The sequence below is a fragment of the Streptomyces bambusae genome (assembly GCF_019400985.1).
GTDB lineage: Bacteria > Actinomycetota > Actinomycetes > Streptomycetales > Streptomycetaceae > Streptomyces > Streptomyces bambusae_A.
On sequence record NZ_WTFF01000177.1, the window covers coordinates 1 to 15,379 of the forward strand.

Here is a 15,379-nt window from a genome sequence, read left to right on the forward strand (position 1 = left end):
CCACGTTTCCGCCACCCGCTCGCGCCTCACCATATTACTTCCTACCCTACTTTTCGTTGCACTAGCCGCGCTGCGTACTGACTGATCCGCGCGCGTAAGATCGGCGGCAGCGTCAGATGTGTATACGATCCAACCCCCGCCCCGTCAGCCACCACCGCCCCCTCCGGCGCCCCCGGCGAACCTGGTGCCAGCGCCGGCGTCCCCCGCTCCGACGGCCTCGACGGCCTCGACGTCAACGCGTACCGCCGGACCGAGCTGGCCCGGCTGGCCTGGCCCGAGGCCGCCGGGACCACCCCCGAGCAGCGGGAGGCCCTGGAACTGGCCGTCCGCCACCGGCTCGCCGTCTCCGAACTGGCCGCCGTCCTCGGCACCGCGCCCGCCGCCGCCCGCGGCCACCGAGGCCGCCGAAGCCACCGCCACGCCGCCGCCGGCCCCGATCGCCGCGCTGGGCACCGAGCCGAACGAGCGGGCCGCCGACCTGGCCGCCCACCTGCTGCCGCTGGGCACCGGATTCGCCCTGATGGGACTGGGCCTGGGCTACCTCGGCGTGCGGCTGCGCCGCGACTGAGCTGCTTGCGGCGGTGAGCATACTCGGTATACATACTGAGTATGTCGATTCGCCACGGGCTGCTCGCCCTGCTGGAACGGGGCCCGCGGTACGGCTCCCAACTGCGCACCGAGTTCGAGACCCGGACCGGCTCCACCTGGCCGCTGAACGTCGGGCAGGTCTACACGACGCTCGCCCGGCTGGAGCGCGACGGACTGGTGGTCCCCGACGGGGAGGACTCCGCCGGGCACGCGCTCTACGCCATCACCGACGCCGGCCGCAGCGAGCTCACCGCCTGGTACGGCCGGCCCGTCGACCGCACCGACCCGCCCCGCGACGAGCTCGCGATCAAGCTCGCCATGGCCGTGGGCGCCTCCGGCGTGGACATCCGCGCGGTCGTCCAGGCCCAGCGCCACCACACGATCAAGGCCATGCAGGACTACACGCGGCTCAAGGCACAGGCCCTGGCCGCCGTCGAGAGCGGCCGCTCCCGCGAACGCGACGACGTGGCCTGGCTCCTGGTCCTGGAACAGCTGATCTTCCAGACCGAGGCCGAGGCCCGCTGGCTCGACCACTGCGAGTCCCGACTGGTCCGGCTCGCGTCCCTGGCCGACCGGCAGTCCGCCGCGCCGGCCACCCCGTCGGCCGATCCGTCGACCGGCCCACCGGCTGACCCGTCCGCCGACCCGTCAACCGACCCGTCGGCCTGTGAACCCGCCGCCCGGCCGGCCGCCCAGGCCGGCCCGGGTGCCCCGGCCGGCCCGGCTGCCCCGCAATCCCGCTCCCGCACCCGATCCCGCTTCCGCTCCCTCCGCGACTGATCCACCTCTCAGGGGACCGACACATGTCCGACCACATACCCGGCCAGGCGCAAGGCCGGCAGCCCGTGCTGCAACTGAAGCAGCTGACCCGCGTCCACGGCAGCGGCGCCACCGAGGTGCACGCCCTGCGCGGGGTCGACCTCGACGTGTACCCCGGCGAACTCGTCGCCGTCATGGGCCCGTCCGGCTCCGGCAAGTCCACGCTGCTCACCCTCGCCGGCGGGCTCGACACCCCGACCAGCGGCCAGGTGATCGTCGAGGGCACCGACATCACCCGCGCGAGCCGAGCGCAGCTCGCGGCGCTGCGCCGCCGCAGCATCGGCTACGTCTTCCAGGACTACAACCTCATCCCGGCGCTCACCGCCGCCGAGAACGTGGCCCTGCCGCTCGAACTGGACGGCACCTCCGCCCGCAAGGCCCGCGTCGCGGCCCTCACCGCCCTGGAGGAGATGGGCCTGCCCCAGGTCGCCGACCGCTTCCCCGACGAGATGTCCGGCGGCCAGCAGCAGCGCGTGGCCATAGCCCGCGCGTTGGTCGGCGACCGCCGCCTGGTACTGGCCGACGAGCCGACCGGCGCCCTGGACTCCGAGACCGGCGAGTCCGTCCTCGCCCTGCTCCGCGCGCGCTGCGACGCCGGAGCCGCCGGGGTCCTGGTCACCCACGAGCCGCGCTTCGCGGCCTGGGCCGACCGTGTGGTCTTCCTGCGCGACGGCAGCGTCGTCGACGAGACCCTGCGTGCACAGCCCGACTCGCTGTTCTCCGGCCAGGTGGCCGACCGGTGAAGTCCTGGTACCACTCCTGGGTCGCCGCCCTGCGCATCGCCCGCCGCGACGCCTGGCGCGCCAAGGGCCGCAGCGCCCTCGTCCTCGCGATGATCGCCCTGCCCATCGCGGGCGTCAGCGCCGCCGATCTGACGGCGCGCAGCGCCGAACTCTCCGCCGAACAGCAGGCCCAGCGCAAACTGGGCGCCGCGGACGCGCAGGTGGAGAATGCCGGCCTCGGCGGCCCGATCCTCCAGCACCCCAAGGGCGTCGGCTGGGCACCGGCCGCGGACGACAAGGACCTGCGCCTCCCGCCGAGCCGCGGCAACACCCGCGACGCCACCGCCGGGGCCCTGAAGGCGGTGCTCCCGGCCGACGCCGAGCTCGTCCAGGAGAGCAAGGCCCACATCCGCGTCCGCACCCCGTACGGCCTGCTGGAGGTGCAGGCCCGGGAGCTGGACACCGCGCAGCCGATGGTGCGCGGCCTGTTCACCCTCGACCGCGGCCAACTGCCCGAGCGGCACGGCGAGCTCATCGCGACCGAGGCCTTCCTGGAGGAGTCCGGCCTCCACGTCGGCTCCAGCGTCACCCCGCGCGGCTCCACGACCCCGTACACGATCGTCGGCGCCTACGAGAAGCCCGACGAGCTGCGCACGTCCGAGCTGCTGGCCCCGCCCGGGACCCTGCTGGCCCCGCTCGACCAGGCCCTCCAGGCCGCCGGGATGCGCGGCGTGGCCGTCGAGGACAGCTGGTTCGTCACGGTCGGCGGCCGCGAAGGTTTCACGTGGAACATGGTCCAGCAGGCCAATGCCAAGGGCCTTGTGGTGGTGTCCAAGGCGGTGCTGCTGAACCCGCCGCCGAACTCCGAGGTTCCGCTCTTCCGCAAGCAGGGCGGCAGCGGCTCCGAGGTGTTCCCTAGCCGCGCCACCGAGCTGGCCGCGCTCGTCACCGTCGTCGGCCTCGCCATGCTGGAGATCTGCCTGCTGGCCGGTCCCGCCTTCGCCGTCGGCGCCCGCCGCTCGCGCCGCCAGCTCGGCCTGGTCGGCGCCAACGGCGGCGACCGCCGGCACATCCGGGCCATCGTGCTCTCCGGCGGCATCGTCATCGGCGCCGCGGCCGCCGTGGTCGGCATCGCCCTCGGCCTCACGCTGACCCTCGCCCTCCAGCCGGTCCTGGAGCAGCAGCTCGGCACCCGCTTCGGCGACTTCGACGTCCGCCCCCTGGAACTCCTCGGGATCGCCGCGCTGGCCGTGCTCACCGGCCTGCTCGCGGCGGTCGCCCCGGCGGTCACCGCCTCCCGGCAGACCGTGCTCGCCTCCCTCACCGGGCGGCGCGGCGTGCGCCGGGCGGGCCGGGTCCTGCCGGTCCTGGGCCTGGTCGCGATCGGCCTGGGCGGCGCGATCGCCCTGTTCGGTTCGGTGTCGGAGCTCGGTGTCGTGGTCGTCGCCGGCGGCAGCGCCCTGGCCGAGCTGGGCATCGTCGCGCTCACCCCCGTCCTGGTCGGCCTGTTCGGCCGGGCCGGGCGCTGGCTGCCCCTGGCACCGCGGCTCGCGCTGCGCGACGCGGTGCGCAACCGGGGGCGTACGGCTCCGGCCGTCGCCGCCGTACTCGCCGCCGTCGCCGGCACGGTCGCGGTGGCGACGTACGACCAGAGCCGCGAGGCCGAGGAACGCCACCGGTACGTCTCCCAACTGCCGGACGGGACCGGGAAGCTGGTCCTCAACGAGGAGGGCGGCTGGCGGGAGGTGCCGGCCGTGCGCGAGGCCCTGAGCCGGGACCTCCCGGTCGCCGTGCGGGCCGACCTGGAGCGGATCGTCGTGGGCAAGCCCGACTGCAACCAGTACTCGATCGAGGCCGGCTGCGGCCTGGTCGAGGTCCTGGTCCCGAAGGACCGGCAGTGCCCGCTGTCCGGCCCGCAGGCCCAGGAGATCGGCCGCGACCAGGCCCGGGCGCTGGCCAAGGACTGGCGCTGCGCGGAGAGTTCGCGCTACGTCGAGTACAGCACCGTCGTGGCCGACGAGACGCTGCTGAAGGCGCTGGCCGTCACCGACCCCGGCACCGTCCAGGCGCTCAAGGCCGGGCAGGCCGTCTCCTTCGACCCGCGCCCGGTCAAGGACGGCAAGGTGACGCTGCGCCTGGTCACCGACAGCGAGAAGGCCAGGGAGGCCGAGGAGCGCGGCGAGGACCCGCCCGGCCAGGACAAGGTGTTCGCCGTCCACCAGGCCCCGGCCGGCGCCGAGGCCTACGGGTTCCGGCTGGTCCTGCCGCCCGCGGCCACCAAGGCCGCGGGGCTGACCACCGTCGCGTACGGCTCGTACTTCACGCTCGACGGCAAGGCGAGCAGCGAGCAGCGCCAGCGGCTGAACGGCGAGCTCGACTGGATGGGCGTGGACGCCGCCTTGTACGTCGAGGAGGGCTTCCAGGGCGGCGAAGGAATGTTCCTGCTGGTCCTCTCCGTCTTCGCGGGCCTCGTCACCGTCGGCGCGGCGGGAATCGCCACGGGCCTGGCCCAGGCCGACGCCGAGGCCGACCTGAAGACGCTGTCGGCGGTCGGCGCGGCCCCGCGGCTGCGGCGCACGCTCAGCGGCTTCCAGTGCGGTGTGGTCGCCGCGATGGGCGTGGTGCTGGGCTCGGCGGCCGGGCTGCTGCCCGGGATCGGGCTGCGGCTGGCGGAGCGGCGCGAACAGGCCCGCATGTACCGGGAAGCAAGCTTCTTCGGCTTCCGCGACACGGCCACGCCGTACGTGCCGGTGGTCGTGCCGTGGGAGACCCTCGCCGTCCTGATCGTCGCCGTGCCGCTGGGCGCGGCGCTGCTGGCGGCCCTGGTCACCCGATCCGGCGGCGCGGTGGCCCGACGGGCGGCGGGCTGACCGGCGGCGGGCTGACGGGGCGTACCGGTGCCGCGCACGGCCGTTGCGGTACCGCGCACCGGCGTTCCGGAGCATGCGGCCCGGTCCGTGCCCCCGTACAGGGTGGATCACACCCGTACGGGGGCACACCGTGTGAGAGCGAAGGTGTGCGAGAGAATGGCGGCATGGAGATGCCGAGGAGTGAACGGTCGCAGGACAGTCCCCCGCACGTCCTGATCGTGGGACAGGACGGGACGGCGGTCGGCGGCGCCGATGACGAGTCGCGCGAGGTCCCGGTGACGGAAATGGTCGAACAGCCCGCCAAGGTCATGCGCATCGGCAGCATGATCAAGCAACTTCTGGAAGAAGTCCGTGCCGCTCCTCTGGACGAGGCCAGCCGGGTCCGCCTGAAGGACATCCACGCCTCCTCGGTGAAGGAGCTGGAGGACGGCCTCGCACCCGAGCTGGTGGAGGAACTGGAGCGCCTGTCGCTGCCGTTCACCGACGAGGCGATCCCGTCCGAGGCGGAACTGCGGATCGCACAGGCCCAGTTGGTGGGCTGGCTGGAAGGCCTGTTCCACGGCATCCAGACCGCCCTGTTCGCGCAGCAGATGGCCGCGCGGGCGCAGCTGGAGCAGATGCGCCGGGCCCTCCCGCCCGGCGCCCCCCACGACGAGGACGACGGCCCCCACGGCGCGATCCGCTCCGGCCCGTACCTGTAAGGACCTCCGCGCGCGGCGGCCCGGAACCGGCTCCCGGTTCCGGGCCGCCGCTGTACCCGCGGAGGACCGCCGTACCCGCGGAGGACCGCCGTGCCTGCGGAGGACGCCGTACCCGCGGAGAGCGCCGTACCCGCGCAGGACGCCGGACCCGCGGAGACCGCCGTACCCGCCGAGGACCAGGGCGCTTCGGCGAACCCGCTGCTCACACGGGTGCCGGCGGTCACGGCGAGAGCCCGCCATCAGCCGGAAACACGGTCCCCGCATACTCGTGTCATGACCTACGACGCGATCGTGCTGGCCGGCGGCGCGGCCCGGCGGCTCGGCGGCGCCGACAAGCCCGGGCTCCGGGTGGGCGGCCGGGCCCTGCTCGACCGGGTGCTCGATGCCTGCGCCGACGCCGGGCGGACCGTGGTCGTCGGGGGCCGGCGGGCCACCGCACGGCCCGTGACGTGGGCCCTGGAGGATCCGCCCGGCGGCGGACCGCTCGCCGCCCTGCACGCCGGCCTGCGGCTGACGAGCGCCGACGTGGTCCTCGTCCTCTCCGCCGACCTGCCGTTCCTGGACCCCGCGACCGTACGGGGTCTGCTCGCCGGGCCCGGCCCCGAGGGCACGCTGCTGCGCGACCCCGACGGCCGCGACCAGCCCCTGGTCGCCGCGTACCGGTCCGAGCCGCTGCGCCGCGAACTGGCCCTGCTCGCCGCCGAACACGGCACCCTGCACGGCCTGCCGCTGCGCGCCCTGACCGCCGAGCTGGAGCTCGCCCGCCTCGACGCCTCCCCCCTGGCCTCCTTCGACTGCGACACCTGGGAGGACCTCGCGGTCGCCCGGGCCCGGATCAGGGACCATGGGAGCGTGCTGGACGAATGGATCACCACTGTCAAGAACGAGCTGGGCATCGACCTCGACGTCGACACCAAGACCCTGCTCGACCTGGCCCGTGACGCCGCCCACGGCGTCGCCCGCCCCGCCGCACCGCTGACCACCTTCCTGGTCGGGTACGCGGCCGCCCGCGCCGCGGCCGAGGGCGCCGATCCGGCCCGAGCGGTCTCCGAGGCCTCCCGCAAGGCCTCCGAGCTGGCGCTGCGCTGGGCCGCGGAGGCCGAGCAGGGCCCCGGGGCCACCTCCGAGGGGCGGCCCGGCGACGCGGCGGGGAGCGGGTCGCCATGACCGCCTCCGACGCGGAGCGGGCCGTGGACGAGGCCCTGGCGCTGGTCGCGCGCAACCCCGACACCGGCGGCCACCGGGCCGCCGCCTGGAGCCGGGCCCGGGAGATCGCCGCCCGCGCCGGAGCGGCCACCCGCCCCCGCACCCACCGGGTGCCCCTGGCCGAGGCCCTCGGCGAGGTGCTCGCCGTGCCGCTGGAGGCGCTCACCGACCTGCCGTCCTTCGACACCTCCGCCATGGACGGTTGGGCCGTCTCCGGTCCGGGGCCCTGGACGGTGCGCCCCGGCGCCGACGTGCTGGCCGGTGCCGAGCGCCCCGACCCGCTCGCCGACGGCGAGGCCGTCCGGATCGCCACCGGCGCCCGGATCCCTGCCGACACCACCGCCGTGATCCGCAGCGAGCATTCCCGCGAGGCCCACGGCCAGCTGTACGCCGACCGGGACGTCGTCACCGGCCAGGACATCCGCCTGCGCGGCCAGGAGTGCCGCTCCGGCGACCAGCTACTGCCCGCCGGCAGCGGGGTCACCCCCGCCGTGCTGGGCCTCGCCGCGGCCGCCGGCTACGACGAGCTGCTCACCCGGCCGCGGCCCCGCGTCGAGGTCCTGGTCCTGGGCGACGAACTGCTCACCGAGGGCCGACCGCACGACGGCCTGATCCGCGACGCCCTCTCCCCCATGCTCGGCCCGTGGCTGGACCGCATGGGCGCCGACGTCACCGGCACCCGTCGGCTGGGCGACGACGCCGAGGGGGTCGAGGCGCTCCTGCGGGCCGTCACCGGTTCCGCCGCCGACGTCGTCGTCACCACCGGCGGCACCGCCTCCGGCCCCGTGGACCACGTCCACCCCGTGCTGTCCCGGGCCGGCGCCGAACTGCTCGTCGACGGGGTCGCCGTACGCCCCGGCCACCCCATGCTGCTGGCCCGGCTCGACAGCGGCGCCCGGCACCTCGTCGGGCTGCCGGGCAATCCGCTGGCCGCCGTCTCCGGCCTGCTCACCCTCGCCGAGCCGCTGTTGCGCGGTCTGGCGGGACGGGCCCCCCGGCCCCGCTGGACCGCGCCCGTGCGCGGCGCCGTGTCCGGGCACCCGTACGACACCCGCCTCGTCCCGGTCGTGCTGACCTCCGAGGAGGCCGTGCCCCTGCGCTTCAGCGGGCCTGCGATGCTGCGCGGCATCGCGGCCGCCGACGCACTGGCCGTCGTACCGCCGCACGGCGCCAAGGACGGGCAGGAACTGGAGATTCTGGAGCTGCCCTGGTCCGCGGGAGGATGTTTCACGTGAAACTCCACGGCGAGGACGCGATGGCCCGGGAGGCCGACGAAAAACTCGTCACCCGGCGGGTGATACTTCCCCGCCGTGTGGTGGAGGCGCCCCTGCGCCAGGTCGGCAAACGGCTGTTGATGGCCTTGTTCGTGATGTTCCTGACGGTGCTGCTCGTCTACCTCGACCGCGAGGGCTACCACGACAACGCCGACGGGTCGGTCGACCTGCTCGACTCCGTCTACTACGCGACCGTGACCCTCTCGACGACCGGGTACGGCGACATCGTCCCGCACAGCGACAGCGCGCGCGTGGTCAACATCCTGCTCATCACCCCCCTGCGGGTGCTGTTCCTGATCATCCTGGTCGGCACCACTCTTGAGGTCCTCACCGAGCGGACCCGGGAGGAGTGGCGGCTGAACCGCTGGAGGAAGAACGTGCGCGACCACACGGTCGTCGTCGGTTTCGGCACCAAGGGCCGCTCCGCCCTGCTGACCCTGCTGGCCACGGGCCTCGACAAGGAGCGGGTGGTCGTCGTGGACCCCTCGTCCAAGGTGATCGACGCGGCGACCGCCGAGGGCTACACCGGGGTGGTGGGCGACGCGACCCGCTCGGACGTACTGCTGCGCGCCGAGCTCCAGAGGGCCCGTCAGATCATCATCGCCACCCAGCGCGACGACACGGCGGTCCTGGTGACCCTGACGGCGCGCCAGCTCAACCGCGGGGCGAAGATCGTCGCGGCGGTCCGCGAGGAGGAGAACGCGCCGCTGCTGCGCCAGTCGGGCGCGGACGCGGTCATCACGAGCGCGAGCGCGGCCGGCCGGCTGCTGGGCCTGTCGGTACTGAGCCCGAGCGCGGGCACGGTGATGGAGGACCTGATCCAGCAGGGCAGCGGACTCGACCTGCTGGAGCGCCCCGTCACCAAGGCCGAGGTCGGCAAGGGGGTCCGCGAGACCGACGACCTGGTGGTCAGCGTGCTGCGCGGCCACCGGCTCCTCCCGTACGACGATCCCCACGCGAGCCCCCTCCAGGCGACCGACCGGCTGATCGCCATCGTCCGCGCGGCCTCCACCGCCCCGCCGCTACCCCCCACGCCCCGCGGCTCCCTCGGCTGACCCGGGACCCTCGGTCCGTCAGGCGGCCGCCCCGCCCGCATTACGGATCAGCTGCTGGAGCACCTTCACCGTGGTGACGTAGTCGGCGTCGTCGATCCCCTCGTGGAGGGCGGCGCGGATCGCGGGGGCGTTGCGCGCGAGGTCGACACGGGCCTGCTCCCCCTCCTCGGTGAGCCACAGCCGGTCCTCGGCGTCCCGGCGCAGCCAGCCACGCCCGATGAGCACCTCGGCCTCCGCCGCCAGGTCGTCCTCGGGCCGGATGTAGGAGGCCATGGCCTTCCGCAGCTCGGCCACGGTCATCCCCTCGCCGTCGGGCGAGATGTCGTTCTCCGACAGATTGCGCAGCAGCCAGAACTGGGGCTGGGTGTAGCCATTCTCGGCCTGCCGGGCGCGGGTGTACGCAATGGTCGCCTCGTAGGCAACACCCGTCCATTGATCTCCTCCGCCCCGTGAGCGGGGCGGAATCCCTTCTCAGGCCGCGTGCGGCTGAGTGGGTGGTTGACGCTTCGCAGACCGGGTAGCCCCGAGGTCTCCACGTCCTGACACCGCTGATCCGGCGGCGTGGTCGATGTTGCGGCCTGCGTTGGTGTCCGCGTTGCACTCGAACCCGCAGTCAGGGTTCTTGCAGACGAAGCGGGACTGGGTCTCCCGGCTGCCGGGGGTGATGAAGCCGCAGGCTGAGCACCTGCGGGAGGTGTTCGGCGCGGGCACCTTCACTACCTGGCCGCCACGGGCGGCGGCCTTGTATTCCAGCAGGGTGACCGTTCGGCCCCATGCCTCCCCGGCGATGCTGCGGTTGAGTCCGGCCTTCTGGCGGATGTTCTTGCCAGGGGCTTCCACAGTGCCCTTGGCGGACTTGACCATGTTGGTGATGGCCAGGTCTTCCACCCCGATACGCGAGAAGGTCTCGGTGATTTCGGTGGTGACCTTGTGCTGCCAGTCGGCGGCCCTGCGCTTGGCTTTTGCGCGGAGCTGGGCGATCTGGCCGTACGTGCGGGCGAGACGCTTGGACGGCTTGCCGTCCCGCTCGCCCTTCTTGCGCGGGCCTTTCTTGCGGGCTTGGCGCTTTGCTTCCTTGGACTTCTCCAGACGGCGCAGCCGCTCCGTCTCACCCTTGGCGAGCCAAGGACCGTGTTCGCGGAAGGTGCCGTCGGAGAGGGCGAGGGGCTTGGCGATGCCCCGGTCGATGCCGACCGTGGGGCCGGCGTGCTCGGCCGGTTCGGGTACTTCGGTCTGGACGCGGAAGACGACGTACCAGCCGTCTGCTTCCTTCACGAGCCGGGCGCCGGTGACGTTGTTGTTCTTGTCGGCGCGCTTGCCGACCGGCAGGTCTTTGGTCCAGCGGAAGCGCACGAAGCCGATCTTCGGCGCCCACATCCGACCCCAACGCCGGTTCACCCGGACGATCTGGAGGTCTCGGCCCTGCGGGATGTCGATGGCCATGCGGGAGCGGAAGCGGGCCTTGAAGTTCGGGGCTTCGGCCCGGCCTTCCCAGCAGTTCTGCCAGGCCCGGAAATACGTCTTGAGGACCTGCTGAGCAGCCTGGGCGGGAAGGTCGGAAAGGAAGTCGAGATCCTTGCGGCCCTGCCGGATCGCCTGGTCGGCGTCGGCGAGGTTCCGCTTGCCCTTGGGGAGCATCGTCCACCAGGAGTGCAGACAGTTCCACATGGTGCGGGCTGCGTGCCCCTGGTCATCGGCGGTGAGCGTCTGGGAGGGCGTGAGATAGAGCTTGGCCTTGTGGCCGCGCTGCTGCTTCAACTTCCTTCCCCAATCCGCTCGTTGGCCGGTTCGCCGAATATACTGCACTTGGTGCATGTCACCACGATGGGAAGCGGCCCCGGATATTCGCAGGTCAGCGCACGTCGTCTACAACCTTCACGCGCATTTGGTGCTTGTCACGAAGTATCGGCGCGGTGTGTTCACGCCCGAAATGCTGACGCGGGCTGAGGAGATCATGCGCGACGTGTGCACGGACTTCGAGGCGGAGTTAAAGGAGTTCAACGGCGAACGTGATCACGTCCACCTGCTTGTGCACTACCCGCCGAAGGTCCAGCTCTCCAAGCTCGTCAACTCCCTCAAGGGCGTGTCCTCCCGCTACCTGCGGGCCGAGTACACCGGGCAGGTCAACCGCGCCATCATGCACGGCCACTTCTGGTCACGTTCGTATTTCGCCGGAAGCTGCGGCGGGGCACCGCTGACCGTCGTACGCCGGTACATCGAGAATCAGCGGCGCCCCGTATAACCCGGCAGCGCAGATCCGTGCACCAGGCCGAGGCCAGAGCAGTCTTGAGATTGCCTACACCCCCCGCCTGAAGGCGGGGGGCACTGGCCAAGATCATTGGTAGGTGTGTCGGGACCCGTCCGTACGCTGGAGCCCCGTGGCGCATGGGCGGGGCCCTCTCGTGAGTAGCGTGAGGCCATGAAGGCAATCACCATCACTGCGCCGGGTGGGCCGGAAGCGCTCACATGGACCACGGTGCCGGACCCGGAAGCGGGCCCCGGCGAGGTCCTCGTCGAGGTTGTGGCCGCGGGTGTCAACCGGGCCGATGTGCTCCAGCGACAGGGTTTCTACGATCCCCCGCCCGGCACCTCGCCCTACCCGGGGCTGGAGTGCTCCGGCCGTATCTCCGCCCTGGGCCCGGGGGTCTCGGGCTGGGCGGTGGGCGACGAGGTGTGCGCGCTGCTCACGGGCGGCGGGTACGCGCAGAAGGTGGCGGTGCCCGCCGGGCAACTGCTGCCGGTGCCGGCCGGCATGGACCTCGTGGATGCGGCGGCCCTGCCGGAGGCCGCGTGCACGGTGTGGTCCAACGTGTTCATGGTGGCCCATCTGCGGCCCGCCGAGACCCTGTTGGTCCACGGAGGCTCCAGCGGCATCGGGACGATGGCGATCCAGCTCGCCAAGGCCGTGGGCGCGCGGGTGGCCGTCACGGCGGGCGGGCCGCAGAAGCTGGCCCGCTGCAAGGAGCTGGGCGCGGACATCCTGATCGACTACCGCGAGCAGGACTTCGTGGAGGAGCTGCGGGCCGCCACGGGCGGCGCGGGCGCGGACGTGATCCTGGACATCATCGGCGCCAAGTACCTGGCCCGGAACATCGCGGCGCTCGCCGTGAACGGGCGGCTGGCGATCATCGGCCTCCAGGGCGGGGTCAAGGGCGAGGTGAACCTGGGCGCGCTGCTGTCGAAGCGCGCGGCCGTCACCGCGACGACCCTGCGGGCCCGCCCGCTGGAGGAGAAGGCGGCGATCGTGGCGTCCGTCCGCGAGCACGTGTGGCCGCTGGTCGAGGCGGGCCGGGTCCGGCCGGTGGTCCACGCGGTCTTCCCGATGTCCGACGCCGCCGAGGCCCACCGGGTGATGGAGGCCAGCACCCATGTGGGGAAGCTCCTTCTGACCACCACCGGTTCCTGACCACCACCGGTTCCCGACCACCACCGGTTCCCGACGTCCGCTTCCCGGCGTCCGGTCAGCGCAGGGCGGCCGCCACCAGGCCTTCCAGGGCCTCGCGGGGCACCGGCGTGGACGTGAGCAGGTGGTCCAGGACCAGGCCGTCCACACAGGCCAGCAGCGTGTGGGTGCGGGTGTCGGGGTCGGCGACGCCGTGCGCGGCGAGGAAGGCGCGTACGGCGTCCCGGCCGGCGTTGTCGCGCGGCACGAGGATCTCCCGCAGCTCCGGGTCGCGTACAGACTCCACGGCGCAGGCGTAGCGGGCCAGGGAGCGCCGCCGGCCCTCGCCCGTCAGCCGCTGCCGGGTCAGGGCGGCGAAGCCGTCGGTCAGTTCGTCCGCCGTACGCAGCGGCGGGGCGGCCTCGCCGGCCGCCTGGAGCTCGGCCTGGTCCCGGGCCACCAGTCGCCGCACGAGGGCGGTCAGCAGGGCGGCCCGGGTGCGGAAGTACGCCGAGGTGGTGCCGTTCGGCAGCCCCGCCGCCCGGTCCACCGCGCGGTGGGTCAGCCCGCGCATCCCTGCCTCGGCCAGCACCTCGATGGCCGCGTCGGCCAGGACGGTTCGTCGATCCTCACTCACCCCCTCTTTCTACACCTGTAGAAGGTGGTGAGTACACTGCGCCCACTGGTCTTCTACAGCTGTAGAAACGGAGGCGCCATGGGCGGCAAGGCTGTGGTGGTCGGCGCGGGGATCGTCGGTCTGGCGGCCGCGATCGGGCTGCACCGGACGGGCTGGGAGGTGACCGTCCTGGAACGCGCCGCCGTCCTCGAAGATGCCGGCGCCGGAATCTCCCTGCACGCCAACGGCATCCGGGCACTGGACGCGCTCGGCGTCGGCGCCGCCGTACGGCAGACCGGCCGCTTCCAGTACTCGGGCGGCACCCGTACCCCCGACGGCCGCTGGCTGTCCCGGATGGACGGAAGGGCCCTGGAACGGGCGGTGGGCGTCCCGATCACCGGAATTGCGCGCGCCGAGCTGCACGCGCTGCTGCGGGCCGCGCTGCCCGCCTCCGCCGTGCTGGTGGGACGGACCGCCGACCGGATCGACACCGACCCGGCGCCCGGCGGACCGGGGCGGCGGGCCGTGGTCCACTGCGGTACGGAGAGCCGTCCGGCGGACCTGGTGGTCGCCGCCGACGGGCTGCGCAGCCGCACCCGCTCGTCCCTCTTCCCCGCGCACCCGGGCCCCGCCTACAGCGGCTCGACGGTGCTGCGCGCGATCACGGCCGAGCCGGTCGCCGCCGAGGGAGACTTCACGCTGTTCTGGGGTCCGGGCGCGGAGTTCGGGCACATCCTGCTGCGCGACGGCCGCGCCGAATGGCACGCCGTCCTCAACTCCCCGCCGGGCATCCGGCACGCCGCACCGCTGGACGTCCTGCGACGCCGGTTCGCCTCCTGGCACCCGTCGGTCGGCGAACTGCTGGCCGCTACCCGCCCCGAGGACGTCCTGCACCACGACATGCTCGAACTGGTCGAGCCCCTGCCGAGCTTCGTCGCCGGCCGGGTGGCCCTGATCGGGGACGCGGCGCACGCGATGACCCCCAACCTGGGCCAGGGGGCCTGCCAGGGCCTGGAGGACGCGGTCACTCTGGCCGCCGAACTGGCGGCCGGCCCGGACATCGACGCCGCGCTGGCACGCTACGACGCCGTGCGCCGGCCCAGGACCCAGGCCGTGGCCCTCGCCGCCCGGCGGGCCGGGCGGCTGGGCCAGCAGCTGGCCAACCCGCTCGCCCTCGCCGTACGCAACACCGCGCTGCGGCTGGCCCCTTCGGCCGCCACCGTCCGCGCGATCCTGCGCCACGCGGACTGGACCCCGCCGGAGCTGCCCGGCGGGGCCGGTCCCGGTGTCCCGTACGGCTCCTACAGCGAGCGCAGCAGCACCGCCGGGGACTCCACGCAGTCCGCGACGTAGCGCAGGAACCCGCCGGCCGTGCCGCCGTCGCACACCCGGTGGTCGAAGGTCAGCGAGAGCTGCACCACCTGGCGGACCGCCAACTCGCCCTGGTGGACCCACGGCTTGGGGACGATCCGGCCGACGCCGAGCATGGCCGCCTCGGGGTGGTTGATGATCGGGGTGGACCCGTCCACCCCGAACACCCCGTAGTTGTTGAGGGTGAACGTCCCGCCCGTGAGATCGGCGGGCGTCAGCCGCCCGGCCCGCGCCACCTCGGTCAGCCGGGCGAACTCGGCGGTCAGCGCCTCCGGGTTCATGGTGTGCGCGTCGCGGACCACGGGGACCACCAGGCCCCGCTCGGTCTGCGCCGCGAAGCCCAGGTGCACACCGGGCAGCCGGACGATCTCGTTGGCCGCGAGGTCCACCGTGGAGTTGAGCTCCGGGTAGCGGGCCAGGGCGGCCGTGCATATCCGGGCCAGCAGCGCCAGCACGGAGATCTTCGGCCCCCCGGCCGCATTCATCGCGGCCCGGGCCGCCATCAGCTCGGTGGCATCGGCGTCCACCCAGCACGTGGCGTCCGGGATCTCGCGCCGGCTGCGCGAGAGCTTGTCCGCGACCGCCCCGCGCAGGCCCTTGAGCGGGATGCGCTCGCCCGCGGCGGGGGCGGCGGCCGTCGCCGTCGGCTGCGGCGCGGGCGCCCGCAGGGCGGCCTCGACGTCGGCCCGGCGGCTGGCTCTTATACACCTCTCCGCGCCCCCGCGACCGAGGCTGGACTCCGATGCCGTCTTCTGGTTTGTCAAAAAAAATACAA

15 protein-coding genes are annotated in these 15,379 nt (G+C 73.5%); 11 read left to right on the forward strand and 4 right to left on the reverse strand.

Features of this window, described 5'->3' with window-relative positions; translation table 11 throughout:
* Positions 1-184 precede the first annotated feature (184 nt).
* From GPJ59_RS22635 to GPJ59_RS22670, 8 genes are all read left to right on the forward strand, one after another.
* On the forward strand, positions 185-568 hold the full coding sequence (locus GPJ59_RS22635; protein ID WP_219669163.1) for a hypothetical protein: 384 nt from the start codon (positions 185-187) through the stop codon (positions 566-568).
* Positions 569-609: 41 nt separating this feature from the next.
* Positions 610-1,368 (forward strand): PadR family transcriptional regulator, encoded by a 759-nt coding sequence (locus tag GPJ59_RS22640; protein WP_219669165.1) that lies wholly within the window; start codon positions 610-612, stop codon positions 1,366-1,368.
* Between the two features lie 23 nt (positions 1,369-1,391).
* Positions 1,392-2,150 (forward strand): ABC transporter ATP-binding protein, encoded by a 759-nt coding sequence (locus GPJ59_RS22645; RefSeq protein ID WP_219669167.1) that lies wholly within the window; start codon positions 1,392-1,394, stop codon positions 2,148-2,150.
* Complete coding sequence (locus GPJ59_RS22650; RefSeq protein WP_219669169.1) at positions 2,147-4,999, forward strand: FtsX-like permease family protein; 2,853 nt, start codon at positions 2,147-2,149, stop codon at positions 4,997-4,999. The genes GPJ59_RS22645 and GPJ59_RS22650 overlap by 4 nt, the downstream gene beginning before the upstream one ends.
* A gap of 164 nt (positions 5,000-5,163) precedes the next feature.
* Entirely contained in the window at positions 5,164-5,700 is a 537-nt protein-coding gene (locus GPJ59_RS22655; protein ID WP_219669170.1) for a bacterial proteasome activator family protein, read from the forward strand.
* Positions 5,701-5,973: 273 nt separating this feature from the next.
* A complete protein-coding gene (locus GPJ59_RS22660; RefSeq protein WP_219669173.1) occupies positions 5,974-6,867 on the forward strand; it encodes an NTP transferase domain-containing protein in 894 nt (297 codons plus the stop codon).
* Positions 6,864-8,141, forward strand: coding sequence for a molybdopterin molybdotransferase MoeA (locus GPJ59_RS22665; RefSeq protein WP_219669175.1), 1,278 nt, complete (start codon positions 6,864-6,866; stop codon positions 8,139-8,141). The genes GPJ59_RS22660 and GPJ59_RS22665 overlap by 4 nt, the downstream gene beginning before the upstream one ends.
* Positions 8,129-9,235, forward strand: coding sequence for a potassium channel family protein (locus GPJ59_RS22670; protein WP_219669185.1), 1,107 nt, complete (start codon positions 8,129-8,131; stop codon positions 9,233-9,235). The genes GPJ59_RS22665 and GPJ59_RS22670 overlap by 13 nt, the downstream gene beginning before the upstream one ends.
* 18 nt (positions 9,236-9,253) lie before the next feature.
* Here GPJ59_RS22670 and GPJ59_RS22675 read toward each other — a convergent pair whose 3' ends face one another.
* Positions 9,254-9,700 carry a MarR family winged helix-turn-helix transcriptional regulator gene (locus GPJ59_RS22675; RefSeq protein ID WP_219669223.1) on the reverse strand — a complete coding sequence of 149 codons (447 nt, stop codon included), beginning with the start codon at positions 9,698-9,700 and terminating at the stop codon, positions 9,254-9,256.
* A gap of 6 nt (positions 9,701-9,706) precedes the next feature.
* Positions 9,707-10,993, reverse strand: a complete 1,287-nt coding sequence (locus GPJ59_RS22680; protein WP_219669187.1) for an RNA-guided endonuclease InsQ/TnpB family protein — start codon at positions 10,991-10,993, stop codon at positions 9,707-9,709.
* A 55-nt stretch (positions 10,994-11,048) separates the two neighbouring features.
* Between GPJ59_RS22680 and tnpA the strand changes: the two genes are divergently transcribed.
* A complete protein-coding gene (tnpA, locus tag GPJ59_RS22685; protein ID WP_219669195.1) occupies positions 11,049-11,477 on the forward strand; it encodes an IS200/IS605 family transposase in 429 nt (142 codons plus the stop codon).
* Between the two features lie 177 nt (positions 11,478-11,654).
* Positions 11,655-12,641: an NAD(P)H-quinone oxidoreductase gene (locus tag GPJ59_RS22690; protein WP_219669197.1), complete on the forward strand. Its 987-nt coding sequence runs from the start codon at positions 11,655-11,657 to the stop codon at positions 12,639-12,641.
* 55 nt (positions 12,642-12,696) lie between these two features.
* On the opposite strand, the gene GPJ59_RS22695 is transcribed toward GPJ59_RS22690, so the two are convergent.
* A complete protein-coding gene (locus GPJ59_RS22695; RefSeq protein ID WP_219669213.1) occupies positions 12,697-13,254 on the reverse strand; it encodes a TetR/AcrR family transcriptional regulator in 558 nt (185 codons plus the stop codon).
* 78 nt (positions 13,255-13,332) lie between these two features.
* Between GPJ59_RS22695 and GPJ59_RS22700 the strand changes: the two genes are divergently transcribed.
* Positions 13,333-14,586: an FAD-dependent monooxygenase gene (locus tag GPJ59_RS22700; RefSeq protein WP_219669222.1), complete on the forward strand. Its 1,254-nt coding sequence runs from the start codon at positions 13,333-13,335 to the stop codon at positions 14,584-14,586.
* Here GPJ59_RS22700 and GPJ59_RS22705 read toward each other — a convergent pair.
* Positions 14,535-15,379, reverse strand: an 845-nt coding sequence (locus GPJ59_RS22705) for a dihydrolipoamide acetyltransferase family protein (protein ID WP_258024769.1), incomplete at its 5' end; no start/stop codon positions are given. The genes GPJ59_RS22700 and GPJ59_RS22705 overlap by 52 nt on opposite strands.

What these genes read in the sequence shown, in the direction of transcription:
- GPJ59_RS22670 (WP_219669185.1), top strand. Translation starts at nt 8,129, where the DNA reads ATGTTTCACGTGAAACTCCACGGCGAGGACGCGATGGCCCGGGAGGCC.
- tnpA (WP_219669195.1), top strand. Translation starts at nt 11,049, where the DNA reads ATGTCACCACGATGGGAAGCGGCCCCGGATATTCGCAGGTCAGCGCAC.
- GPJ59_RS22665 (WP_219669175.1), top strand. Translation starts at nt 6,864, where the DNA reads ATGACCGCCTCCGACGCGGAGCGGGCCGTGGACGAGGCCCTGGCGCTG.
- GPJ59_RS22655 (WP_219669170.1), top strand. Translation starts at nt 5,164, where the DNA reads ATGGAGATGCCGAGGAGTGAACGGTCGCAGGACAGTCCCCCGCACGTC.
- GPJ59_RS22690 (WP_219669197.1), top strand. Translation starts at nt 11,655, where the DNA reads ATGAAGGCAATCACCATCACTGCGCCGGGTGGGCCGGAAGCGCTCACA.
- GPJ59_RS22640 (WP_219669165.1), top strand. Translation starts at nt 610, where the DNA reads ATGTCGATTCGCCACGGGCTGCTCGCCCTGCTGGAACGGGGCCCGCGG.
- GPJ59_RS22645 (WP_219669167.1), top strand. Translation starts at nt 1,392, where the DNA reads ATGTCCGACCACATACCCGGCCAGGCGCAAGGCCGGCAGCCCGTGCTG.
- GPJ59_RS22660 (WP_219669173.1), top strand. Translation starts at nt 5,974, where the DNA reads ATGACCTACGACGCGATCGTGCTGGCCGGCGGCGCGGCCCGGCGGCTC.
- GPJ59_RS22700 (WP_219669222.1), top strand. Translation starts at nt 13,333, where the DNA reads ATGGGCGGCAAGGCTGTGGTGGTCGGCGCGGGGATCGTCGGTCTGGCG.